At 35.6% G+C, this 23,033-nt stretch carries 24 protein-coding genes; 6 read left to right on the forward strand and 18 right to left on the reverse strand.

Annotated elements, in window-relative coordinates; all coding sequences use genetic code 11:
* Positions 1-11: 11 nt before the first annotated feature.
* Positions 12-1,319: a DRTGG domain-containing protein gene (locus tag ACIQYS_RS01800; protein WP_402973960.1), complete on the reverse strand. Its 1,308-nt coding sequence runs from the start codon at positions 1,317-1,319 to the stop codon at positions 12-14.
* 61 nt (positions 1,320-1,380) lie between these two features.
* Complete coding sequence (locus ACIQYS_RS01805) at positions 1,381-2,064, reverse strand: metal-dependent hydrolase (RefSeq protein WP_402973963.1); 684 nt, start codon at positions 2,062-2,064, stop codon at positions 1,381-1,383.
* 114 nt (positions 2,065-2,178) lie between these two features.
* Between ACIQYS_RS01805 and ACIQYS_RS01810 the strand changes: the two genes are divergently transcribed.
* Positions 2,179-3,270, forward strand: a complete 1,092-nt coding sequence (locus ACIQYS_RS01810; protein WP_402973965.1) for a M24 family metallopeptidase — start codon at positions 2,179-2,181, stop codon at positions 3,268-3,270.
* 31 nt (positions 3,271-3,301) lie between these two features.
* Here ACIQYS_RS01810 and crcB (ACIQYS_RS01815) read toward each other — a convergent pair whose 3' ends face one another.
* The 3 genes from crcB (ACIQYS_RS01815) to ald form a co-directional block, all read right to left on the reverse strand.
* Positions 3,302-3,655 carry a fluoride efflux transporter CrcB gene (gene crcB, locus ACIQYS_RS01815; protein ID WP_402973968.1) on the reverse strand — a complete coding sequence of 118 codons (354 nt, stop codon included), beginning with the start codon at positions 3,653-3,655 and terminating at the stop codon, positions 3,302-3,304.
* Positions 3,652-4,008: a fluoride efflux transporter CrcB gene (crcB, locus tag ACIQYS_RS01820; RefSeq protein WP_402973971.1), complete on the reverse strand. Its 357-nt coding sequence runs from the start codon at positions 4,006-4,008 to the stop codon at positions 3,652-3,654. Before crcB (ACIQYS_RS01820) ends, crcB (ACIQYS_RS01815) begins: the two co-directional genes overlap by 4 nt.
* A 78-nt stretch (positions 4,009-4,086) precedes the next feature.
* A complete protein-coding gene (ald, locus tag ACIQYS_RS01825) occupies positions 4,087-5,202 on the reverse strand; it encodes an alanine dehydrogenase (RefSeq protein ID WP_402973974.1) in 1,116 nt (371 codons plus the stop codon).
* Positions 5,203-5,429: 227 nt separating this feature from the next.
* Between ald and ACIQYS_RS01830 the strand changes: the two genes are divergently transcribed.
* Entirely contained in the window at positions 5,430-5,882 is a 453-nt protein-coding gene (locus ACIQYS_RS01830) for a universal stress protein (protein ID WP_402973977.1), read from the forward strand.
* A 93-nt stretch (positions 5,883-5,975) separates the two neighbouring features.
* Here the strand turns inward: ACIQYS_RS01830 and ACIQYS_RS01835 are convergent, their stop codons facing one another.
* From ACIQYS_RS01835 to ezrA, 10 genes are all read right to left on the reverse strand, one after another.
* The gene (locus ACIQYS_RS01835) at positions 5,976-6,905 is read right to left on the reverse strand and encodes a class I SAM-dependent methyltransferase (RefSeq protein WP_402973980.1); all 930 of its coding nucleotides are present in this window, start codon (positions 6,903-6,905) and stop codon (positions 5,976-5,978) included.
* A gap of 122 nt (positions 6,906-7,027) precedes the next feature.
* Positions 7,028-7,537, reverse strand: a complete 510-nt coding sequence (gene tpx / locus ACIQYS_RS01840) for a thiol peroxidase (RefSeq protein WP_402973983.1) — start codon at positions 7,535-7,537, stop codon at positions 7,028-7,030.
* Positions 7,538-7,573: 36 nt separating this feature from the next.
* Positions 7,574-8,155, reverse strand: coding sequence for an RDD family protein (locus tag ACIQYS_RS01845; RefSeq protein ID WP_402973986.1), 582 nt, complete (start codon positions 8,153-8,155; stop codon positions 7,574-7,576).
* 12 nt (positions 8,156-8,167) lie between these two features.
* The gene (gene sppA, locus ACIQYS_RS01850; protein WP_402973989.1) at positions 8,168-9,181 is read right to left on the reverse strand and encodes a signal peptide peptidase SppA; all 1,014 of its coding nucleotides are present in this window, start codon (positions 9,179-9,181) and stop codon (positions 8,168-8,170) included.
* Positions 9,182-9,260: 79 nt separating this feature from the next.
* Positions 9,261-10,157, reverse strand: coding sequence for an EamA family transporter RarD (gene rarD, locus ACIQYS_RS01855; protein WP_402973992.1), 897 nt, complete (start codon positions 10,155-10,157; stop codon positions 9,261-9,263).
* Between the two features lie 130 nt (positions 10,158-10,287).
* Positions 10,288-11,856 (reverse strand): acyl-CoA synthetase MbcS, encoded by a 1,569-nt coding sequence (mbcS, locus tag ACIQYS_RS01860; RefSeq protein ID WP_402973995.1) that lies wholly within the window; start codon positions 11,854-11,856, stop codon positions 10,288-10,290.
* A gap of 221 nt (positions 11,857-12,077) precedes the next feature.
* The gene (locus ACIQYS_RS01865) at positions 12,078-12,284 is read right to left on the reverse strand and encodes an alpha/beta-type small acid-soluble spore protein (protein ID WP_402973998.1); all 207 of its coding nucleotides are present in this window, start codon (positions 12,282-12,284) and stop codon (positions 12,078-12,080) included.
* A gap of 81 nt (positions 12,285-12,365) precedes the next feature.
* Positions 12,366-13,568 (reverse strand): tRNA uracil 4-sulfurtransferase ThiI, encoded by a 1,203-nt coding sequence (thiI, locus tag ACIQYS_RS01870; protein ID WP_402974001.1) that lies wholly within the window; start codon positions 13,566-13,568, stop codon positions 12,366-12,368.
* Positions 13,569-13,573: 5 nt separating this feature from the next.
* A complete protein-coding gene (locus tag ACIQYS_RS01875) occupies positions 13,574-14,707 on the reverse strand; it encodes a cysteine desulfurase family protein (protein WP_402974004.1) in 1,134 nt (377 codons plus the stop codon).
* A 115-nt stretch (positions 14,708-14,822) separates the two neighbouring features.
* Positions 14,823-16,523: a septation ring formation regulator EzrA gene (gene ezrA, locus ACIQYS_RS01880; RefSeq protein WP_402974007.1), complete on the reverse strand. Its 1,701-nt coding sequence runs from the start codon at positions 16,521-16,523 to the stop codon at positions 14,823-14,825.
* A 152-nt stretch (positions 16,524-16,675) separates the two neighbouring features.
* On the opposite strand from ezrA, the gene hisJ reads away from it, so the two are divergent.
* Together hisJ and ACIQYS_RS01890 are read left to right on the forward strand one after the other, a co-directional pair.
* The gene (gene hisJ / locus ACIQYS_RS01885) at positions 16,676-17,473 is read left to right on the forward strand and encodes a histidinol-phosphatase HisJ (protein WP_402974010.1); all 798 of its coding nucleotides are present in this window, start codon (positions 16,676-16,678) and stop codon (positions 17,471-17,473) included.
* A gap of 15 nt (positions 17,474-17,488) precedes the next feature.
* Positions 17,489-17,968, forward strand: coding sequence for a GAF domain-containing protein (locus tag ACIQYS_RS01890; protein ID WP_402974013.1), 480 nt, complete (start codon positions 17,489-17,491; stop codon positions 17,966-17,968).
* A 31-nt stretch (positions 17,969-17,999) separates the two neighbouring features.
* Here ACIQYS_RS01890 and megL read toward each other — a convergent pair whose 3' ends face one another.
* Both megL and ACIQYS_RS01900 read right to left on the reverse strand, forming a co-directional pair.
* Positions 18,000-19,187, reverse strand: a complete 1,188-nt coding sequence (gene megL, locus ACIQYS_RS01895; RefSeq protein WP_402974016.1) for a methionine gamma-lyase — start codon at positions 19,185-19,187, stop codon at positions 18,000-18,002.
* A 73-nt stretch (positions 19,188-19,260) separates the two neighbouring features.
* A complete protein-coding gene (locus tag ACIQYS_RS01900; RefSeq protein ID WP_402974019.1) occupies positions 19,261-21,123 on the reverse strand; it encodes a sensor domain-containing diguanylate cyclase in 1,863 nt (620 codons plus the stop codon).
* Positions 21,124-21,491: 368 nt separating this feature from the next.
* Between ACIQYS_RS01900 and rpsD the strand changes: the two genes are divergently transcribed.
* A complete protein-coding gene (gene rpsD / locus ACIQYS_RS01905) occupies positions 21,492-22,094 on the forward strand; it encodes a 30S ribosomal protein S4 (protein WP_402974084.1) in 603 nt (200 codons plus the stop codon).
* A gap of 277 nt (positions 22,095-22,371) precedes the next feature.
* On the opposite strand, the gene ACIQYS_RS01910 is transcribed toward rpsD, so the two are convergent.
* Complete coding sequence (locus ACIQYS_RS01910; RefSeq protein ID WP_402974022.1) at positions 22,372-22,620, reverse strand: DUF3006 family protein; 249 nt, start codon at positions 22,618-22,620, stop codon at positions 22,372-22,374.
* A 212-nt stretch (positions 22,621-22,832) separates the two neighbouring features.
* Between ACIQYS_RS01910 and ACIQYS_RS01915 the strand changes: the two genes are divergently transcribed.
* Positions 22,833-22,997 carry a hypothetical protein gene (locus tag ACIQYS_RS01915; protein ID WP_402974025.1) on the forward strand — a complete coding sequence of 55 codons (165 nt, stop codon included), beginning with the start codon at positions 22,833-22,835 and terminating at the stop codon, positions 22,995-22,997.
* The last annotated feature ends 36 nt before the right edge of the window (positions 22,998-23,033 follow it).

A 23,033-nucleotide genomic window follows, 5' to 3' on the forward strand; every position in this document is an offset into this window, starting at 1 on the left:
TGCATCATTTTTTATCTCTCCAATAGTTGATAGGTGAGCATTGCTTTTCCTACTAATTGTTTTTCGTTGAATACTTCAATGTCTATTTTTGCCACTTTTCTACTCATTTCTAAAACGCGAGCATGTACACGGAGAACACTTTCCAACTGGATTGGTTTTGTATAATAGATCGTCATGTTCTCCACGACACTTTCTCCCCTTTTTCGAATCTTTAACGTTTGGGATCCAGTCTCCGTTACTAATATTGTAAATGCACCATAAGACATTGCGCCAAAATGATCGGTCATTTGAGGGGTTACTTCGAATTCAAAGATAAATTCCTCAGAAGAAATTGCTTTTATTTGTTGTTTCACAATATCATCAATTGTTTCTCCATTTTGTGGCTGTCTAGACGCAGCTTGCAAAGCTTTTAACACGTCTTGTCTACTAATAACCCCTTCCAGATTATTATTATCACCTACAACTGGCAACAAATCGATTCCTTCCCAAATCATCCGGTGACTTGCCGATGCAACACTCGTCTTCATCGTAATCGATATAGGTGTTTTCGTCATCACTTTTTCAATCAGATCATGATTCGTTTTCCCAATCACATCTCTAGCTGTAACGATTCCAACTAATTTATTGGATTTATCCACCACAGGGAATCCACCATGTGTTGTTACAACATTCAATTCTCGGTATTGTTTCACATGATCGGTAGTACGAAGAAACGCTGTTTTCTCTATAGGAATATAAATATCTTCAATAAGAAGCACATCTTTTTTGATCAATTGATCATCTATCGCTCGGTTAATCATCGTTGCTACGGTAAATGAATCATAGCTCGTTGAGATGACTGGTAATTCCAGTTCATCCGCTAGTTTTTTGATAGGTTCTGGAACATCAAAGCCACCTGTCACAAGTATTGCCGCTCCCGCTTGCAGTGCGGTCTCATGAACTTTTAAGCGGTTTCCAACGATTAGTAAATTACCAGGCTCTACATAACGCATCATGTCTTCTAATTGCATGGCACCTATCACAAATTTATTCAATGTTTTATAAAGACCCGATTTCCCACCTAAAACTTGTCCATCTACAATATTTACAACTTCTGCGAATGTTAGCCGTTCAAAATGTTCTTTTTTCTTTAGTTCTATTCTTATCGTCCCTACTCGTTCAATCGTACTAACTAGCCTTCTAGTTTCCGCTTCTTTTATAGCACGGTATGCAGTTCCTTCACTTACTGTTAAGTCTTTTGCAATTTGTCTAACCGATATTTTATCTCCAACAGGAAGTTTTTCGATATATGCTAAAATCTGTTCGTGTTTTGTTGTCATGTAGTCACATCCAAACGATTGTTATACGTTTATTGTACCACATTTCCCTGTTTTTCTATTCTCACGAAAGTTGAACACTGCCCCCTGCTTGTAACACTTGAACTTCCGCAGCTGTTACAAGTTCTTTAAAGTTATTTGGATTTTGCTTAATAGGCGGGAATGTATCATAGTGAATTGGTACTACAATTTTCGGTTTTATTAACTCCGTAGCATAGGCAGCGTCTTCTGGCCCCATCGTAAAATTATCTCCGATAGGTAAAAATGCAACATCGATATTATTTCTTTCTCCGATTAGCTTCATATCTCCGAATAACGCAGTATCGCCAGCATGATATATCGTTTTACCTTCTGCCGTAAATAGTATTCCAGCAGGCATCCCTGTATATACCCATTGACCAGCTTCGGTTGTATACGAAGAACTGTGGAAGGCTTGCGTAAATTTCACTGTTCCAAATTCAAATTCTCTTGCTCCACCTAACCCCATTGCATGCACCTTCACGCCTTGGTTTTCTATATATTCGGCAAGTTCAAATGGTGCAATCACTATGGCATCATTTCTCTTTGCGATCTCCACTGTGTCCCCTACATGATCGTTATGTCCGTGTGTCAATAAAATGGCATCAGCGGTTACTTCCGAAGCCACTAAGTCTGTTTGCCCATTTCCATTTATAAAAGGATCGATCAATATTGTATGAGAAGTTGTTTTAATCTTTACTACAGAATGTCCATGATAACTAATTTGCATTTCGTCATCTCTCCTTAAATTTTTTTATACTCCTTATATATTCATTCTACGAAAGATGCGATAATTCCTTTAATCTGCTATTCTTAATTTATAAATTTAAGAAGAGGTGTCAGTATGAATCAAGTAGAGAAAATTCAAAACTTTTTACAAAAGAACAAGATAGAAGCAGCTTTCATCACCACTCCAGATAATGTATTTTACTTCACTGGTTTCCGAAGTAATCCCCATGAACGCTTACTTGGTGTCGTTATTTTTAAAGAAGCGGAGCCTTTTATCATATGTCCGCAAATGGAAATCCCCGATGCGAAAGCTTCCGGATGGAAAGGCGAAATTATTGGACATCAAGATACAGAAAACGCATGGGATATTGTCGTTCAAACGATTAAAGAAAAAGTTGGCGATATTACGACGTTAGCAGTGGAAAAGGCCCATTTAACAGTAGAAAGACTTGAGGCTTTAGTGGAAAGAATTCCTACCTTACAAGTTTCAAGAATTGATGAAAAAATAAACGAACTTCGCGTGATAAAATCCGAAGAAGAATTAAAAAATATGCGAAAAGCGGCTGAGCTTGCAGATTATGCAATTGAAGTTGGATGTAAAGAAATTGCAGAAGGAAAAACGGAACTAGAAATACTAAACGCAATAGAATTGGCAGTAAAAGAAAAAGGTGCTGCCCAGATGTCTTTCGATACAATGGTTCTAAGTGGACCAAAAACTGCTTCTCCACATGGAACACCTGGGGAGCGTAAAATCCAAAAAGGCGACTTTATCTTATTCGATCTTGGCGTAGTTTATAATGGCTATTGTTCTGACATCACACGCACGGTAGCATTTGGGGAACCAACAACTGACAAACGAGAAATTTATGAAACAGTTCGACGTGCAGAAGAAGCTGCTGTACAAGCTGTAAAACCAGGAATTACTGCAATGGAACTAGATAAAATTGCTCGTGACGTCATTTCGGACGCAGGATATGGGGAATACTTTACTCATCGTTTAGGTCATGGACTTGGAATTTCTGTACATGAGTTTCCATCGATTACAGGTGTGAATGAGATGAAGTTGGAAACTGGGATGGTATTCACCATTGAACCTGGTATTTATCATCCTGAAATAACGGGCGTTCGCATTGAAGATGACGTCGTTGTAACAGAAGACGGTGTCGAAGTTTTAACGAAGTTTCCAAAGGAATTACAAATACTTTAATACATATGAAGCACTCTGCGCAGAGTGCTTTTTATCTACCTAAAAAATAGCCAAGAAATGCAAGCGCCAATCCTCCTACGTAAGTAATGACAAAGTATATCAACCATTTTCGCGGATATTTTTGAAGGATGAACAGTTCTTTATGGAGAGTAGAAAAAGTGGTAAAAGCACCTAGAAAACCAGTCCCAATAAGTAAAGTATAAATATCCTTTAAGCCAATACTCATGATAAATCCGAGGAGGAATGAACCGAGGAGATTAACAGTAAGTGTTCCTAAAGGCAAACGATGCTCAAGTGTTTTGTTCAACTTTTGGGACATATAGTATCTAGCTACTGTCCCTAAAAATCCACCAGCTCCTACGGCAATCATGTAGTAAAAATTCATTCTTCCACCTCTTTTTTCCAACCTAAATTGCTCATGACTGTTCCCCCAACTATGCTTAAAACGATATAAACGAAAGCAAATAACACTTTTTCTTGTTCAAATAACTTCACGGTCTCCACACTAAATGCAGAAAAAGTCGTAAACGCTCCTATAAATCCGTTCCCAATCACGGTCTTTAACTGACTAGAAATTCGAAATACTCTAGAAGTTAAATATGCTAGAGTATAGCAACCAACTAAATTTATGACTAATGTAGCAAAAGGAAAATGAGTATCTGGAAAAAGGATGAGCCCCACTAAATATCGTGAAATTGCACCTAATGCACCTGCTAAACCTACGTAAATATAAATCATTTATCCAACTCCATTATTGTGCAAAATTAGAAATCACCCAAATCCTTTTAAAGACTTGGGCGATAATTTATACTACTATTAGTTCAAAAGAGTTGCAACATCTACATAAGGTAACCCCTGTGCTTCTGCTACTGCTTTGAACGTGACATGTCCTGCTAATGTATTAATACCTTTTTGTAAAGCTAGATTATCTAAACAAGCTTGTTTATACCCTTTATTTGCAATTTGAAGTGCATAAGGAACAGTGGCATTAATTAGTGCCATTGTAGACGTTCTAGGAACTGCTCCTGGCATATTTGCTACAGCGTAATGCACAACACCATGCTTTTCATATGTTGGATTATCATGTGTTGTAATTCGGTCAGAGGTTTCGAAAATTCCACCTTGATCAATGGCAATATCAATAACAACAGACCCTGGAGTCATCGATTTAATCATTTCTTCTGAAACAAGCTTCGGTGCTTTTGCCCCCGGAATAAGAACTGCTCCGATAACTAAATCCGCTTCTTTTACTGCTTCTCCAATATTATATGGGTTAGAAATTAATGTTTGTACATTACTTCCAAATAAATCTTCCAACTGACGAAGGCGATCTGGATTTAAGTCAATAATCGTTACTTGTGCGCCCATACCTAAAGCCACTCTAGCGGCATTTGTTCCAGCAATACCACCACCTACTATAGCTACCTTCGCCCTTGGAACTCCTGGCACCCCACCAAGCAGTATCCCTTTCCCACCGTTAATCTGTTCTAAATATTGGGCACCAATTTGAGTTGCCATACGCCCAGCTACTTCACTCATCGGTGATAATAATGGGAGTGTATTGTTAGAAAGCTGAACCGTTTCGTACGCTATAGCTGTTACTTTCTTTTCTAGAAGTACTCTTGTCAAATCTTCTTCTGGTGCTAAATGTAAATATGTGAAAAGAATAGATTCTTCTCGAATAAGATCAAATTCTTCGTGTGTTGGTTCTTTTACTTTCATCACCATTTCTTGGTCCCATGCTTCTTGTGCCGTTTGAACAATAGTTGCCCCGGCATCCGTATAATCTTGATCTGTAAAGCTTGAACCTAATCCAGCACCTGTTTCAATATATACTTCATGATTAAAATGCGTTAAACTTACTACCCCTGCCGGTGTCATTGCAACACGATTTTCATTGTTTTTCGTTTCTTTTGGAATTCCAATACGCATTTCTATATCCCCCTATGTAATACGATATTGTTGGATGAATGATTCGTCTAGCAACGTAAATCATTTTCGAACAATTCCATTTTATCACTTCTATATTCATAATGCTTCAATAATTTAAATAATAAAATCTCATATACCTATTTCTATAAAAATAAATAATGAAAAAAGCAGGAATATGCTAATTAATATCGAAATATAAATATATAAAGAACAAGGAGGTTTTAATCATGACATTGAAATATAAACAAATTCTAGTTGCTGTCGATGGTTCAAAAGAGGCGGAATATGCATTTAAAAAATCAGCTTCTATTGCTGCACGAAACAATGCAACATTAAATCTAGTAAATATCATCGATACAAGATCATTTGCTGCCATAGAAGCATATGATCGCTCTATTGCAGAAAGAGCGCAAGCGTTTGCAGAGGATTTGCTTGATAAGTATAAAACAGAGGCAAATGCTGTCGGAGTGCAAAATGTAAATATTATTGTGGACTATGGTTCACCTAAAACAATGATTTCGAAAGACCTTGCGAAAAAAGTGGAAGCAGATTTAATTATCTGTGGTGCTACTGGTCTTAATGCAATGGAAAGATTTCTAATCGGTAGTGTATCTGAGTATATCGTACGCTCAGCAACATGCGACGTATTAGTAGTTCGCACAGAAGAAATACCGGATTAATTGAAAACGCATTGGTTGTTATAAATGAAAAGTGTGTAGGGGTGCGTCTTTAACACATCTCTACACACTTTTTTCGAGTAATGCTATACTTTCTTATTTTGCGTTTTCTTCTTGCCATATGTCTATTTTTTGGAAGAACAATTCCATCGCTTCTTTATTCGTCATATTCGGAACTTTTGCAAGCAACACTTCCCGTGGAGCTTTTAATTCTTCGCTTTTCTTTTGCAAAATCAACAAGCTTTTCTCTTGTCCTTTTGTTTTAAAAATAGAAGCTGGGAATTGAATGACCGCTTGAATCCATCCATTTTCTTTAATAAATTTATGAAGTTGTGGCGCTTGTTTAGATTCAAAAATAGTGTTCGGCACTAAAAAGTATAAATATCCACCTGGCTTTACATGCTTCATCGATTGTTCGATGAACAAATGATGTGCATAAGACATTTCCTCTTCACTATGCAAAAAATAGTCCTGGGCTGTTTCATTATCTGGATAATATCCAACTGGTAAATCACTTACTACTATATCTACAGGATCTATCAATAATGGTTTTAAAGCATCTTGTCGGAAGAGTTGAATATCATGTGCAAGCAATTCACCAGTTTGGGCAGCTAATTGAATTAATAACTCATCAATCTCTACACCGTATGCTTCATTTTCAGTAGACAGTGCATTCATCACTGTATAAAGCAAATTTCCTGTTCCAAATGCTGGATCCAAAATGGATAAGTCTTTTTTACTTTTGGTCATTTCTTTTACGAAATAACTTACTAGAAGTCCAATTGCATCTGGTGTCATTTGGTGATTCACTTGAGCAGTTGTCTTCATACCTTTTAAAATTGCCAGTTGAATTGCTTTTCGAATTTGTTCTTTCGTCGGATTCGCGACTACTGGTACTTTTTTCTCTTCTAGCCATAATTCTAGTGCATATACTATCCCTTCTAAATAGGTAGCAGATTGTTGTTCTTCTATAAACGTGCTTTCTTGATCAATAAACGTAAAAATTTGTTCTACATTTGTGTGCATATATACATCCCTCAAATAAAACCCACTTAACTAGAATTAGCAGGGAGCTTAAGCTCCCTGCTAATTCTAGTCTAAGCCTCAAACTGCCAATACAAAATTGAATAAGTGGGTTTGTTTTTTATTTATTTGTTTGTTGCTTCTTTTACAGCTTCTAACGCCTTATCATAATCTGGATGTTCTGTTCCTTCGCTAACATATTCTGCATAAGTAACAACATCATTTTTGTCCACTACGAATACAGAACGTGCTAGTAAACGTAATTCTTTCATACCAACACCGAATGCCTCTGCGAATGAAAAGTCACGGTGATCAGAAAGCGTTTGAATAGCATCTGCAGCATTTGCACCACACCAACGTTTTTGAGCAAACGGCAAGTCAACAGAGATTGTTAAAATCACCACATCATCACCTAAACTAGCAGCAGCTTCATTGAATTTGTTTGTTTGTATTGAACAAACACCTGTATCTAAAGATGGGACTACACTGATCAAACGTACTTTACCTGCAGAATCTTGTAGCGTTACAGGTGATAAATCATTTGCTAACACCGTAAAGTTAGGTGCTTTTTCTCCTACTACTACTTCTTGACCAACTAAAGTTACAGGATTGTTTTTAAATGTTACTTGTGCCATAAATATGTAGCCTCCTTTTTCATTACCTTCATCTTACTAGAATACGTTCTGTTCTTGCAACTCTTTTGCAACCGCAGGATGTTCATATACATGTTTTTCAGTTTTATCATAGACTGATTCGTGAACAACTAACGTATCTGCGATAAAATCATGAATTGCTTGTTTTTTCGGTGTAAACGCGACTGCTAGATAGGGAAGATTTAAAGGAATAATAGAGATAAGTCTCCCGATCCATTCTCTAAAAAGAACTGTCCCCCATGTTAGTTTAGCTCCATTTTTTGAAACAACACGAATACCGAATATCATTTTCCCAACTGTTTGACTACAAAATTTAGTCATTAAAACAAAATAGGCATAGAAAAGAAGCGCAGTAATAAGGCTAAATGGCGCATACCAAACTGGATTATTTAGCTCTAATGAGAAAAGTCGAAATACAGGTTTGATGATCAACATACCGATGGAAGCTAATATGAGGATATCCGCCGTGTAAGCCCAAAATCGAATCCAAAAACCAGCAGCTTTATGCTCATATTCCACCGTACGATGAACAACTACTTGCTCAGTTTGCAGTGCTTTTTCTTGCACGTTTTGTTCATCTGGCTGTATAATCTCACTCATTTAAATCCCTCCTTAATTATTTCCATATAGGTACATCATTTTAGGTGCATTATTATCAGCGATTAACTTTCCGATCAGTTTTGTTTCCATATCAACACCTAATAATGATTGTGCTTTCATCTTAAATAATGAACCAAAACTTTGGGAATGACTATATTCAAACACTTCCGCATTTTCTAGGTCATAATCTGTTTTAATCGCCGCAATTACGTCTTCTAAAAATCCAAAATCGTCAGCAAGTCCTGCTTCGATGGCTTGTCGACCATTGACGATTCGACCATCTGCTATTTTTTTCACTTCTGCTTCCGTCATATTTCGACCTTGTTCAATAATATCGACAAATTCTTCATAAGAATCATTTAGCATTTCCTGCATCATATTTCTTTCTACTTCTGTCATTTCTCTCGTTGGACTCATAATGTCTTTATAAGGACCTGATTTAATCGTTACAAATTCGACGCCGTATTTTTCAGCTAATTTTCCATAGTTAATACTTTGCATAATAACACCAATGGATCCTGTCATCGTTTCTTTATTGACAAAGATTTTATCAGCTGATGCTGAAATATAATATCCTCCTGATGCTGCCATACTGCCCATCGATACATAAATTGGTTTTTCTGTTTCTTCTTGTATTTCTCTAATTTCGCGGTAAATTTCTGCAGATTCTACAACACCACCACCAGGAGAATTAACTTGGAGGACAATTGCTTTTACTGAGTCGTCCGCTTTTACTTGTTCTAATTGTTGTAAAAAGAATTGGTGATTGTATCCTTCTGCAGCAAAAAGAGAAGTAGTACTCCCAGTATCTTGTATTACTCCATCGACTTTTAATAATGCGATACGCTCATTCATACTGCCATCTTCTAATACCGTTTCGAAAAAATCGGCACTAGAAACAGCCGCAAACTCATCTAACATAGTACTCCAGTCCTTTGAAAATATACTAGACATCGTATTGACGCCTAAAGAAATAACTAATAATACAGATGCTCCTAAAATAGCAAACCATCGTTTTGTATTCATATACTATTTTCCTCCTTTTGGTATTCTCTTTACTTACGTAAATAATAGCTAAATGTTTCACAAATCGTTAAAATAAATTCTATTTACGTTTCCGCACTTCCATAATTTTCGAGGCAGTAAACAATATAAGTGCACACCAAATAAATGAAAAAGACAAAAACTCGATTTTACTAAACTGTTCTTTATAGATGATGACACCGATTAAAAGCATTAGCGTTGGTGCTATGTATTGTATAAATCCAGACATGTACAATGGAATTTTTTTTGTTCCTTTAGCAAATAAGATAAGTGGAACAGCAGTTGCAACACCTGTTAACAAAAGCAATATCACTGTCAGCATATCCGTTGAAAAAAATACAGCTTTCCCGGTCGCAACTAAGTATGCAAAATATATTAGTGCTACTGGTAGGACGAAGAAAGTTTCAATCGTTAACCCTCTAAGCGCATCCACTTTTAACGTCTTTTTAATCAATCCATAAAAAGCGAATGTAATCGCTAATGAAAAAGAAATCCATGGTACTTGACCATAGGAAATAGATAAAATGAGTACGCCGATAGCTGCAATTATTACGGCTAATACTTGTGCTCTTGATAATTTTTCTTTTAAAAAGATAATTCCGAGTAAGACGGAAAGCAATGGATTAATGTAATAACCTAGACTCGTTTGAACTATGTATCCTGCATTCACAGCGTAGATGAATATAAACCAATTTCCAGTTACTAAATAGGAAGCAAGCACTAAACTCCAAAAAGCTTTTCGGTCCTTCCATAATTCCTGTATATCCATTACGAGCTGCTTATAATTCCGACCAATGACAACAAGTAACAAAGTAAATACGAAGGACCAAATAACACGACCTGCTAAGATTTCATCACTCGACACATGATTGAGTAACTTCCAAAAGATTGGCATGAATCCCCATAAAACATATGCAACTGCAACTATAATAATTCCTTGTTTTTCTTCTTTTTGCACTTCCCCATCTCCTTATTTTTTCCACGCGAAAATAATAGATTCATTATATTGCTTTAACGAATTAAAGTAAACAGGAAAAACACGGAGAACATTAGTCCTCCGCGTTTTCTTATTTTTATAATAGGTGCTTTTATTGTTTTCTTTGTCTTAACTCGACTCTTCTAATTTTTCCGGAAGTTGTTTTCGGTAATTCTTTTACGAACTCTATTTCTCTAGGATACTTATATGGAGCAGTGATAGTTTTCACATGATCTTGGAGTTCTTTCACTAATTCAGGTGAACCTTCATTAGCCGGGTCAAGTAGGACAACAAAAGCTTTTACAATTGTTCCTCGGATTTCATTTGGACTACCAATTACAGCGCATTCCTGCACTGCTGGATGTTTTGTTAAAGCGTCTTCTACTTCAAAAGGTCCAATGGTGTAGCCTGAACTAATAATGATATCGTCACTTCTACCTTCAAACCAAAAATAGCCATCCTCATCTTTTTTTGCTTGGTCACCTGTTACATAATAGTCGCCCCTAAATTGCATCGCAGTACGTTCAGGATCTTTTAAATATTCCTTAAAGAGTGCTGGTGTTTCTATATGCACTGCAATATCTCCTACTTCACCTGGGGCACAAATTTCTCCATGTTCATTAATAATTTCTACTGTATTCCCTGGAGTCGGTTTCCCCATAGAACCCGGTTTAGCTTCCATTCCTTTCATCGTTCCAACGAGCAATGTATTTTCTGTTTGACCATATCCATCGCGGACCTCAAGATTGAAATTTTTTGCGAAAATATCAATTACTTCTCTATTTAGTGGTTCCCCAGCAGAAACTGCGCTATGAAGGGAAGAAAGATCATAATTCGTTAAGCCTTCTACTTTTGCCATAATTCTATATTCGGTTGGGGTGCAACAAAGCACATTTACTTTTTTCTTTTGAATATTATTTAAATACGTATTTGGTTCAAATTTCCCGTTGTATACATATCCAGTTGCACCACTTCCAAGAACCGCGAGAAACGGGCTCCAAATCCATTTTTGCCACCCTGGACTTGCAGTTGCCCAAACGACATCTCCTTCTTGTATACTTAGCCAATTTGGTCCAGATGTACGTAAATGTGCATATGCCCAAGCATGCGTATGTACCACACCTTTTGGATTTCCAGTTGTCCCACTTGTATATGAAATGAATGCCATATCGTCTTTTAGTGTATCTACTAATTGAAAAATATCATCTTCACTAGACATTTCATCTGTTAAGGACTTCCAACAATCTTGACTATTTCCAATTACAAATAATAGTTTATCGTCTAAGTTTGATACTTCGTTAAATTGGTCCAAAAATGGTTCATATGCAATAATCGCTTTTGCTCCACTATGAACAAGTCGATATTCAATATCTTTTGCTCTTAGCATTTCTGAACTCGGTATAACAACTAATCCGGCTTTTAAAGCTGCTACGTATACTTCGTATGCTTCTATTAATCGAGGTACCATCACTAGTACGATATCCCCTTTTTTAAGGCCATTTCGAGTAAATACATTTGCAATTTTGTTCGCTCGTTGGATTAACTGTTTATAAGTGCTCTTTTTTGTTTCTCCTTTTTCGGACTCCCAAATAAGCGCTAATTTTTCTTCGTTTATACTATATTTTTCAAACTCAGTTACTAAGTTATAATGCGCTGGTGCGATCAAATCTTGTTTGTTCAAAATTATTCCTCCTCTACATATTATACTAATTATAAAGGATGTTATTAGATTGTTAAATATAAAAATAACTTTCTGAATATATAGCGGTTACCATTTTCAGGAATAGTGTGTCATAGTTAGTTACCGCTTGGATCTCCGCTGCAACGCGGACGCATTATCTCTATACTGTTCATTTCACACACAATAAACCGGTAGCCTAAGCTACCGGTTTACCTGCTTTCTTATTTACTATAACCGTCCATTTGTGATTGGGCTTGTCGCACTAATCGCTTTGTAATTTCTCCGCCTACGGATCCGTTGGCACGCGATGATGCGTCAGCTCCTAATTGTACTCCAAACTCTTGAGCAATTTCATATTTCATTTGATCAATCGCTTGTCTTACTCCTGGAACTAAAAGTTGATTTGAGTTATTATTGTTGTTTGACATGTCTCTCACCTCCTTGTGAATTTAGAATGGTCGTTTTCTCTAAATTCATACATGAGGTGAAAAGGTATATTTTTCTACTTTTTAAAGAAGATTTTCAAATTCATTTTTCTTTTTATTAGGGAATGAATAAACTTCTCTATTTTCTACTGCCTCTTTTATTAAGTCATCGTAATCCTTAAAGCTCTCGTAGTATTCCACTTTCTCAAGCTTAGGTTTTGTTTTAGGACAAGAAGGAGTGAATATTGTACAGCAGTCTTCATATGGTAATATAGACGTCTCATAAGTTCCTATTTCCCGGGCAATATCTATAATATCTAATTTGTCCATTGAAATGAGTGGTCTAAATACTGGAGTGGATGTCACTGCATTAATGGCAGTCAAGCTTTCGAGTGTTTGGCTTGCTACTTGACCTAAACTTTCTCCAGTTACAATTCCTAACGCGCCAATTTCTTCTCGTACCAAATCAGCAATTTTCAACATCATTCTTCTTGTCGTAGTCATAGATACATTTTCTGGAATTTGAGCCGCTATACTTTGTTGGATTTCTGTAAATGGAATAACATGAAGCCTTACAGTTGCTCCAAAATGGCTTAATTGGTTTGCAAGATCCATCACTTTTTCTTTGGAACGCTCACTTGTAAACGGTGGACTATGAAAATGGATTGCATCTAATCTTACTCCACGCTTTAAAAGCATATATCCTGCTACTGGACTGTCAATTCCACCCGAAAGCATCAAAAGCGAACGACCATTTGAGCCAAGTGGCATCCCGCCTGCTCCAGGGATTACTTGTGCCATCATATACACAGCATCTACTAGCACTTCAATACGTAAATCTATTTCCGGTTTTTTTAATTGTACTTTTAAAGATGGAAATTGTCTTAATACGTGACTTGCTATTGTCGTTTGCAATTCATATGTATCCAGTGGAAACTTTTTATCGGAACGCTTCACGGTTACACGAAATGTTTTGTTTTCACTATCTAAGCTTTCCATTATTTGAAGTGCAGTTGCTTGGATATCTTCTAGTTCCTTTGAACATGAAGCAACTGGGCTAAATGATTGAATCCCAAATATTTTGGGTAATCGCCCTATTAATGCTTCTATTTCTGCGTCATCTGATGATGTTAAAAACATTCGATCTCTTTCTGCATGTACTTTAATATTTGGTAAATCTACAAAAGAAAATTTTATGTTGTTTCGAAGATGTGATATAAACTGTTTTCTGTTTTTTCCTTTTGTTGACAATTCACCGTATCTTACTAATATTTTTTCCCATTTCATAAAAACTAATCTCCTTTAATGACATTCATTACATTTGTAAATATTTTTTTGAACTGATTTATTTCTTCTTGTGTATTGAGTGAGCTAAAGCTTAGGCGAATAACTCCTTTTATATATTCATCCTGTAAATGCATTGCTTTTAAAACATGACTTGTTTTTGTCTGTCTAGATGAGCAAGCACTACTTGTAGAAACTATAACATTTTTTTGCTGTAAAGCATTAATAAGAACTTCTCCTTTTATTTTTCGCACAGAAAAGGAAACAATATGTGGTGCTCTATTCGAAGATGAAATTATATTAATCGAAGGAAAAGATTTTAAAAAAGGAATAAGATCTTCTGTCAGCTGTTTCATCTTCTCGGCGTTTGCTTCCAAGTTATCATTGGCAAGTCTCACAGCTTTTGCGGTGCAAACTGCTAAAGGTACTGGTGTTGTTCCGCTACGAATACCAAATTCTTGTCCACCTCCAAAAAGGATAGGTTCCACTTCGATAAATTTTTTTAATGCAAGTAAACCTGAACCTTTTAAACCGTGAATTTTATGAGAAGAAATCGTTATAGCATCCACATCTAAGATTTGAAAATGTACCGGTAGTTTTCCAAAGCTCTGCACCGCATCCACATGGATTAACGCTCGGCTATTCTTTCTTATATACGCGGCAAGCTCTTGAATTGGTTGAATCGCTCCTGTTTCATTGTTAACATGCATAACACTTACCAAAATTGTATCGGCACGTAGAAGACTTTTTACAGCATCCACCGCAATTACACCATCCGAATCTACTGGAATCCATTGTACCTCAAATCCAGATTTCATTAGTTGTTTTGCAGCTTCCAGTATGGAAGGATGTTCAACTTCCGATACCAGTACATGTCTTCCACGGTTTTTATATTTATTCGCTAAGCCAAAAATGGCTAAATTATTAGATTCGGTTCCTCCGGATGTAAAATAAATTTTGTCATTCGAAGTATGTAAAATTTCCGCTACTTGTTTTCTAGCTGATTGCAATAATTCGTTCGTTTGATGACCGAATTCATGTATGGAAGCTGGATTTGCCCAAAACTTTTCGTTTACTGCTACAAAGGTTTTCATCACTTCGGGATGCACTTTCGTTGTGGCACTATTATCAAAATAAATCACTGTATTTCCCTCTCCTTTTCGGAAAAAAACCACCTTCACTTTTATAGTGAGGTGGTTCACGTTTGTATACAAAACCATTTGTCGTTTCTAGGGTTGAATGCACTAGATTTTCTAGTTATGTACGCCATGCCTCTTCCTTAACTAATACTTCGATTTTCTTTAATGCGCCTGGTTCTACTTCCTCAACAGCGGTAGCTGCATCTTCTAGCGCTTTTGCATATCTAAGTTGTCTAAAGGCTTCTTCTGCTTCTAACAAGCGCGCATGTATAGTAGGGTGGCTTTTACGATAACGATTACCGTATTGAATAATCTTTTCCGTTAGCAATACATTTTCTAACATTTCTTTTGCCCGTCTATGCACTTCCTCCATGCAAGCCTCTGCTTTTTCTAAATAATTATCTACTAACGTCATATTTAGAGGCACTTCTTGAAGGCTTTGCATAGCAATATAAATATGTTCCTCAGCTTCTTCTAATCGAACATCCATATCTTCGGGTATTCCCGGTATGTTCGCTTTTTGTAACATACGATCTGTGTCGTGTAAAATATGTTTTAATTCATCGAGCTTTTCACGAGCTTTATTTTCATCGATTCGTAGATTTTTTAATCGATTGGCAAAAAGATCTTGTTCCTCATATAATCGATCTAGCTCTTCTGCAATTTCGTTTAGTTCTTCCTGTAAGCTAGAGTATGCAGATTGTTCTTCTTCTACACGTGCTGAGAGAAGGTCAAACTTTTTCTCCAACACTTCTAATTCCTTTAAACAGCTTTGTGGAATTTCAGCCTCTTTCTCTGGTAAACGGTAGCTTTGTTGGACATAAGCGGCTTCTTCACTCACTGCACGAGTAACCGTTGTTACTTCTTTAAGACGACTTGCTGTATGTTCTTTATGCTGATCAACGTATTTTTTAGCAAGCACTTCTTTTTCTAATAAATCATAGAAAGTTTCCATTTCATCTTTTATTTCTTCCACTCTTACGATTGTTTTTTCCACTTGAAGGTTTACAATTGCAGCCTTCAATTCGATTAACTCTGCTTCAATTTCTTCTAATTTATTTGTCATTTCAAGATGTTGCAAGTAATAAGAACTTTCTTCCATTTCTTTCTGACCATTTCGTAATTCATGGATAGTAGCGGGTATTTTATTTTGTATTTCTGTAAGTATGGTAGGTATATCATGCAATTTAGGGAAGAACTTTTTCCCCTTGTCTTGCAGAGTGATCACAATTTCCCGTGCACTTAAATAATTTCCTGTCTCGGTCAATTTATCAAATTCCTCAAAATCTGGTATAAATGATTCTAATCCTGCTTCTAATGCCGGAACTGTTTCTCCAAAAGAATATTGATGGGCTAACAATGTCTTCCTAGCAGCTCGATGTTGCTCTTTTAACTGCTCCATCTCAATCCTATTTTTCTCTTCACTCCCTATTAATTCTTCCAGTTCTTTTAATATCTCTGACATTTTTTCGTCACAAGAAGAGATTAATGTTTGAATTTCTTTTTCAATTTTAGTAGCTTTAGGAAAAATAAATTTGTCTATACTTTCTTCTGCATCAAATAAAAGAACATCGATTTTTGGCATATGGACATCCATTATTTCTGTCCATGTATTTCTCCATCTTTCAAACATTTCTTCCGTTTGACCGTTCATATTCAATTGTTTTACTTTGGTCATTTCCTCTAAAATTGGTTTGTTTTGAATTTGCTGTTTTTCGTGCTCTAAACGTTCAATCTCTGAATTATGTTTTCTTCTTATTATAAACGCAAAAACTGCAATTACTAAAAGTATAATGACTGCTGGGATGATATACTTCATCGTAAGCCCCCTGTTCCAAAATCAAAAAATTCTAATTCAAATGTTACTCTATATATTACCATGCTTTTTATGTTATTGTTTCATAAAACAAGAGAAAAGCAATGAATTATTTGAAATAATGCTATTTCAACATCAAAAGGAGGCAGATTTGATTGAAAAAGGATGGTCATATTCATACGCCCTATTGCCCACATGGAACGCTTGACCCATTCCATTTATATATTGAAAAAGCAATTCAAAATGGTTTTCATGAAATTACATTTACCGAGCATGCTCCATTACCGGTCAATTTTGTTGACCCAACACCCGATAAGGACAGCTGTATGGATTTGAAGCAACTCGATTCGTACTTTGCTGATTTAGATCGTTTGAAAAAACATTATGAAAAGGATATTGTTATATCAACGGGATTGGAAATAGATTTTATCTCTGGTTTTGAACAAGACACTATTTCTTTCTTAAATACATATGGCATGTATTTGGATGATTCGATTTTATCAGTACATTTTTTAGCCTTTCGAAACACCTACACATGTATTGATTTTTCTAAATCCACTTTTTTAATGTTTATGAAACATGTCGGAAATCCGATGGCTGTGTATAAATTGTATTATAAAACATTGATGGATTCAATAACGAGTGATTTAGGAATTTATAAACCTAAACGAATAGGTCATATTACGCTCGTTCATAAATTTCAACATACATTGCCAGAAACAGTCGATGACCATGAAGAAATAGTATCGATTTTAATGGAGATAAAAAATCAACAGCTTCAATTAGATGTAAATAGTGCTGGTCTTGCAAAACCGTATTGTTTAGAAAGCTATCCAGCACCAGCTTATATTCAAATAGCAAAGCAATTAGAAATCCCGTTAGTTTTTGGATCTGATGCTCACCAAGCAAAAGACTTACACCAGTATTATCATGACTTACACATTTATTTGTAGAATGGAGACGAAATTATGTTTACAAAAACGACTTATTCAGAAGATTTAACTGCAAACTATACGATGTTGTCGAAGCAGTTAGATGCACTTTTAACAGGTGAAACTAATGCGATTGCAAATTTTAGTAATGCTTCTGCGTTATTAAATCAGTTTTTTGATCAAATTAACTGGGTTGGATTTTATTTGATGGAAGATGGCGAATTGGTGTTAGGACCGTTTCAAGGTTTGCCTGCCTGTGTAAGAATTCCCGTTGGTAGAGGGGTATGTGGAACTGCCGCTGAAACATTAGAAACGATTATCGTTCCTGATGTACATGCTTTTCCAGGTCATATAGCTTGCGATGCAGCTTCCCAATCGGAAATTGTAGTACCACTTGTAAAAGACGGAGTATTGGTTGGTGTTCTCGATATTGATAGCCCGATTAAAGAACGTTTTTCGGAACAAGATGCAAAAGGCTTAGAACAATTTGTTCAAGTACTAGTTAAACATATTTAAGAAAAGCAGAGGGAGTTGATCCCCTCTGCTTTTATAGTTTAGCGAATGCTTGTTTTAAATCTTCTACTAGGTCCATAGAGTTCTCGAGACCAACAGATAGTCGGAGTAATCCGTCCGTGATGCCCATTTCCTGCCTCTCTTTTTCAGGTACGACCGAGTGAGTCATCGTTGCTGGATGTTGGATTAATGTTTCGGCATCCCCTAGACTAACCGCGATTTTGATAAGCTTCAATTCATTCATGAGCTTTTGCGCATGTTTCAATCCACCGGTAACTGTGAATGATATTAGCCCACCTCCACCTTTCATTTGCTTTTGGGCAATTTCATATTGTGGATTGCTTGCATCAAACGGATAGTAAATATTTTCCACAAAAGCAGCTGTTTTTAAATACGCCACAACTTCTTCTGCATTTTTTGTATGCCGATCCATCCTTACATGCATCGTTTTGATTCCCCTAATTAGTAACCAAGCATCAAACGGTGAAATAATACCGCCAAAATCTTTTTGAACGGACAACCGAATAGCTTCTATTTCTTCTTTTTTACTCCCAACAATGATTCCTGCAATAACATCTCCATGTCCATTAATATATTTGGTCGCACTATGCAAAACAAAATCTACTCCAAGTTTTAATGGGTTTTGTAAATAAGGAGATGAAAATGTATTATCAACTACTACACGAATGCGATGTTTTTTTGCTATTCTCGTTATTAATTCGATATCTACCATTTCCATTGTTGGATTAATAGGTGTTTCTATATAAATACAAACAGTATTTGGTTTTATAGCTGCCTCAATAGCTTCTTCTGAATTTAATAATGCTAAATCATGTGAAACATTATATTTTTCCTTCAATAAATTAAGGAGACCAAATGTACAACCATAGATCCCTCGTGTACAAAGAATATGATCACCCGACTTTGTTAAGTGAACTAAAATCGCACTAACTGCAGCCATTCCAGACCCGAATGCTAATGCACCTTCCCCATATTCTATTGCAGCCATTCGTTCTTCTAATACCCGAACAGTCGGATTTCCTAAACGAGAGTAAACGCCGCCACTCTCTTCTCCAGCGAATCTTCTTGCCCCCTGCTCAGCCGTATCAAATGCAAATGTAGAGGTTTGATATAAAGGCACTGCTAGGCTATCCTGATGATCGGCCGATTGATAGCCCTTATGAATGTATGCCGTCTCCTTTTGTACTTTTTCATCATTCATGTACTAACACTCCTCATTGTAAACGCTTACATTTATTTTACACTGAATAAACAAAAAAGAAAAGGCATCTCTTTTACAAATGATGAGATACCTCCATAATACTTAGTTGATTTTTCCCTTTATTTTTTGCTTCATATAAAGCGATATCTGTCTGTTGAAAAAGATGGTGAAAATTTATATTATCTTGTTGTTGCCAACTAGAAACACCAATTGAAACTGTCACGCTCGGATTAGTTTCGGATGAAATTGATCCCAATAATTGCTTGCACATCTCTATTCCTTCTTCGAGTGTCATTTGAGCATAATATAATGCTAGCTCTTCTCCACCCCATCTTACACCGATTCCTTTTTCTCCAACTTTTTTCTGTATAATGGAAGCAATTTGCTTTAATATTTCATCTCCAACCTGATGACCAAACGTATCATTTACTTGTTTAAAATCATCAATATCAATTAATACAAATACGCCACGGTCATCTATTTTCATGGAATTTTCCACATATTTATCCAAATACTTTCGTGCAAAAAGATTTGTTAAATGATCGCGATTCACCATCTCCTGCAATTTATTACGTAGCGCAGAGTTACTTATTGCAAGTGATGAATGTTGAATGAGAGATTGCATTAATTTAAAGGCATCAAACGAAAAGAAATAAGGTTCTTTATGGAGCACTATACTAAAACCTGTAATCGTATTTTGCTCTTTTAATGGCACAGCAATTAGAGAGCGATAACCACTTTTTAACTTTGTTATTCTGTTAAAGTCAGCTATAAACAAGGAGTCCTTCACTTTGTTAAAATGATTAGCAACATGTTGAATGTAAAATTGACCTTCATTCGTATGGAAGTAATCATTACTCGACGTGGAAATTTTGTATTCTTCTTCTTCGATAAAAACAAAGCAGATTTGCTCTGGGTGGAAAGATTTTATTAATTGATTTCTTAAGAAGACTAACATTTCCTCTAAAGAAATATTCGTATTTAATTTATGTGAAGTTTCATTTATTAATTGCAGATCTGAAACTAACCTATGAGACTGGATATACAATTTTGCATTTTCAAGTGCATTTCCCGTCGTTTCCGATAGCGATGTAGCAAATTCTTTTTGTCGAGTAGAGAAAATATAATCCTCAGTGGTGGTAAGCTGTAATATACCATAAATTCCTTGTTTCCCTTTTATCGGTACATTTATTAATCGTACACCTAACTCTTGTACAAGTTCTGTAGTAATTTCGCCTGAAACATATGCATCTACTGTGGCTGGTCGTTCAGAAGTATAATCAAACAACTTATAAGGAACAGAAGTTTTTCTATCTTGGTCATTCGATAATATTAATGTAGGCTCTAATTGTGGAAACGCATTAGTTATAGCATATAAAGTTCCATTTAATATTTCCCCCGAATCGAGTGTGGAGTTAAACGCTTTTGTTACACTAAATAAATTTCGATATTGATTTTCTTGCTGTATTAAAACAATCGATTGTCTAATTGTTTTCACAAGCTTCGTAATGGTGGAAACAAATTCCTTTATATTTTCCGTCTCGGCGAATTCTTTCCATCTCACCGTTGAATCCATGACAAGCAGTCCTATTGGTTGATTGTCATAATCCCTAAGTAAAATTTTAACTACTTTGTTCAGGTCATTTTCCATATCCCAAAAAGGAGTTTCGGTAAAATCTTTTTCATAAAAAAATGCCTCTACCTCAAGCCATTTAATCAAATGCATTTTTTTCGAGTAACTATGATTTTTTCTCAATGGTTTAAATGTATCTATGTCAAAAATAAAATAATGAACCTTTTCAACATCAAAAAATTCTGACAGTATATTTTTTAAGTCATTAAACCATTTTATTGTAGTTCCAGTGGTAAGTAAATTTTCACTATACACATCTAAAATACGACTTTTTATAAGCGTCATTATTCCATCATTTTTCATCGTTACACCTCTCAGTTTTCTAAGAGCAAATTGATACTTTTATCACACTTTGATTATAATTCAATTTGACTATATTACTTTAGATTTGTCAATTGTTTCTCACAATTTATAACTGTCCCTTTCTCTAAGAAACGAATTTGATTGACTTTCTCAACATAAAACGATACAATCGATTTTGTGTAAAATAAATGCAGCAGTTGTATGGCCTAGATTGCTCATTTTGTTCCTCTTATTTTTTAAATAGATGGTGTATCCCGTAACCCTCGGCTGCTAGGGCGATGATACATGAAAACAAAATGTCTGCTAGTTTGAATACATCTGGTCTTATTTTACAACAAAATAAAACCAATATAAAGGAGGAGACATACATGTCTCGTTATACAGGTCCATCATGGAAATTATCACGTCGTCTTGGTATCTCACTAAGCGGTACTGGTAAAGAATTAGAAAAACGCCCTTACGCACCAGGACAACACGGTCCAAACCAACGTAAAAAATTAACAGAATACGGTATGCAATTACAAGAAAAACAAAAACTTCGTCACACTTATGGTGTTAACGAACGTCAATTCCGTACTCTTTTTGACAAAGCTGGTAAAATGCAAGGTAAACATGGTGAAAACTTCATGATCCTTCTTGAAACTCGCCTTGATAACGTTGTTTATCGTTTAGGTCTTGCTCGTACTCGTCGTGGAGCTCGTCAATTAGTTAACCACGGTCACGTTATGGTTGATGGTAAACGTGTTGATATTCCTTCATTCAGCGTAAAACCAGGTCAAGAAATTTCTCTTCGTGAAAAATCTCAAAACCTAGACGTTGTAAATGAATCAATCGAAGTAAACAACTTCGTTCCAGAATACTTAACTTTTGACGCAGACAACAAAGTTGGTACTTTCGTTCGCCTTCCAGAGCGTAGCGAATTATCAGCTGAAATTAACGAAGCTCTAATCGTTGAGTTCTACTCTCGTTAATTTTATTGCTCTTCAAAGAGTGATATTAAAAGCCTTCAAAACCCTTATAATTCAGGGTTTTGGAGGCTTTTTCTATTCTATTGATTACTCGCATGAAAGTCTAAGCATGAATCGTATTTTAAAGATAAAGCGTCCGCCTGCAGCGAAAATCATTGCGATCTCTTAACAGAACTTTTCTAAGACACATATCCCTAAAATATAAAATCTGTATTTCTGCAAACAAAAAAGCGCCAGTCTAATTGAATAGAAAAACGCTTTCTTTAGAAGACAATAATGCCTATTCTTTTTTCATTCCTTCGATTAAATCTAGTAACCGTTGTTTAGTCTGATTGGTCTCTTCTTTTAGTATTGTGAAATCATATCCTGATTTATCCTCTTTCATATGAACTTCTATTAAATCTCCTATTTTTGCATCTATCGTAAACTTATCTTTTAGAATAACGAGCTTGTTTACTTTGTTATTTTTCTCAAATAGAACGACAAAAAAGTCGTCGAAACGATCTAATATGTATTTTTTTGTAGCCATTGCGCCAGCCCCTCGATCCAAATAATTAACCTATAAAGTAAAAATATTAATATTGTTGAAAATTCTATTCCAATTATTATTCTATACTATTTAACGCTTATTTTTCATCCCATTTCACATTTAATTTTATATTTCTTAGTAAATTCATGATTATTTTACTAATCGACGTAAATACTAAGAACTGAAATGATCAAAAATTGGAGGGTATGTACATGAAAAATAATAAAACCCATACATCGACAAATAAAAAAATGAATAATAAACATGTTAGTACAAATTTTAATGAACCTGAAAAATTAACGGACCATGAAAAGAAAAAACTACAAGTAAAAGATGGACAAAACAATCATCATGTGGATGAACGTGGTGGATTTTAACGATTGCTCATACTTTTTAAAAAGCTACTCCCCTAT

Source organism: Psychrobacillus sp. NPDC096426 (assembly GCF_044762745.1).
Lineage (GTDB): Bacteria > Bacillota > Bacilli > Bacillales_A > Planococcaceae > Psychrobacillus.

Coding starts and splice junctions, on each gene's coding strand:
- ACIQYS_RS01845 (WP_402973986.1), bottom strand. CDS start 8,155: ATGAGTGAGATTATACAGCCAGATGAACAAAACGTGCAAGAAAAAGCA.
- ezrA (WP_402974007.1), bottom strand. CDS start 16,523: ATGAAGTATATCATCCCAGCAGTCATTATACTTTTAGTAATTGCAGTT.
- megL (WP_402974016.1), bottom strand. CDS start 19,187: ATGAATGATGAAAAAGTACAAAAGGAGACGGCATACATTCATAAGGGC.
- ACIQYS_RS01915 (WP_402974025.1), top strand. CDS start 22,833: ATGAAAAATAATAAAACCCATACATCGACAAATAAAAAAATGAATAAT.
- rpsD (WP_402974084.1), top strand. CDS start 21,492: ATGTCTCGTTATACAGGTCCATCATGGAAATTATCACGTCGTCTTGGT.
- ACIQYS_RS01810 (WP_402973965.1), top strand. CDS start 2,179: ATGAATCAAGTAGAGAAAATTCAAAACTTTTTACAAAAGAACAAGATA.
- ACIQYS_RS01800 (WP_402973960.1), bottom strand. CDS start 1,319: ATGACAACAAAACACGAACAGATTTTAGCATATATCGAAAAACTTCCT.
- ACIQYS_RS01865 (WP_402973998.1), bottom strand. CDS start 12,284: ATGTCAAACAACAATAATAACTCAAATCAACTTTTAGTTCCAGGAGTA.
- ACIQYS_RS01890 (WP_402974013.1), top strand. CDS start 17,489: ATGTTTACAAAAACGACTTATTCAGAAGATTTAACTGCAAACTATACG.
- ACIQYS_RS01835 (WP_402973980.1), bottom strand. CDS start 6,905: ATGCACACAAATGTAGAACAAATTTTTACGTTTATTGATCAAGAAAGC.
- crcB (WP_402973968.1), bottom strand. CDS start 3,655: ATGAATTTTTACTACATGATTGCCGTAGGAGCTGGTGGATTTTTAGGG.
- thiI (WP_402974001.1), bottom strand. CDS start 13,568: ATGAAATGGGAAAAAATATTAGTAAGATACGGTGAATTGTCAACAAAA.
- ACIQYS_RS01805 (WP_402973963.1), bottom strand. CDS start 2,064: ATGCAAATTAGTTATCATGGACATTCTGTAGTAAAGATTAAAACAACT.
- crcB (WP_402973971.1), bottom strand. CDS start 4,008: ATGATTTATATTTACGTAGGTTTAGCAGGTGCATTAGGTGCAATTTCA.
- sppA (WP_402973989.1), bottom strand. CDS start 9,181: ATGAATACAAAACGATGGTTTGCTATTTTAGGAGCATCTGTATTATTA.
- tpx (WP_402973983.1), bottom strand. CDS start 7,537: ATGGCACAAGTAACATTTAAAAACAATCCTGTAACTTTAGTTGGTCAA.
- ald (WP_402973974.1), bottom strand. CDS start 5,202: ATGCGTATTGGAATTCCAAAAGAAACGAAAAACAATGAAAATCGTGTT.
- ACIQYS_RS01830 (WP_402973977.1), top strand. CDS start 5,430: ATGACATTGAAATATAAACAAATTCTAGTTGCTGTCGATGGTTCAAAA.
- ACIQYS_RS01910 (WP_402974022.1), bottom strand. CDS start 22,620: ATGGCTACAAAAAAATACATATTAGATCGTTTCGACGACTTTTTTGTC.
- ACIQYS_RS01900 (WP_402974019.1), bottom strand. CDS start 21,123: ATGAAAAATGATGGAATAATGACGCTTATAAAAAGTCGTATTTTAGAT.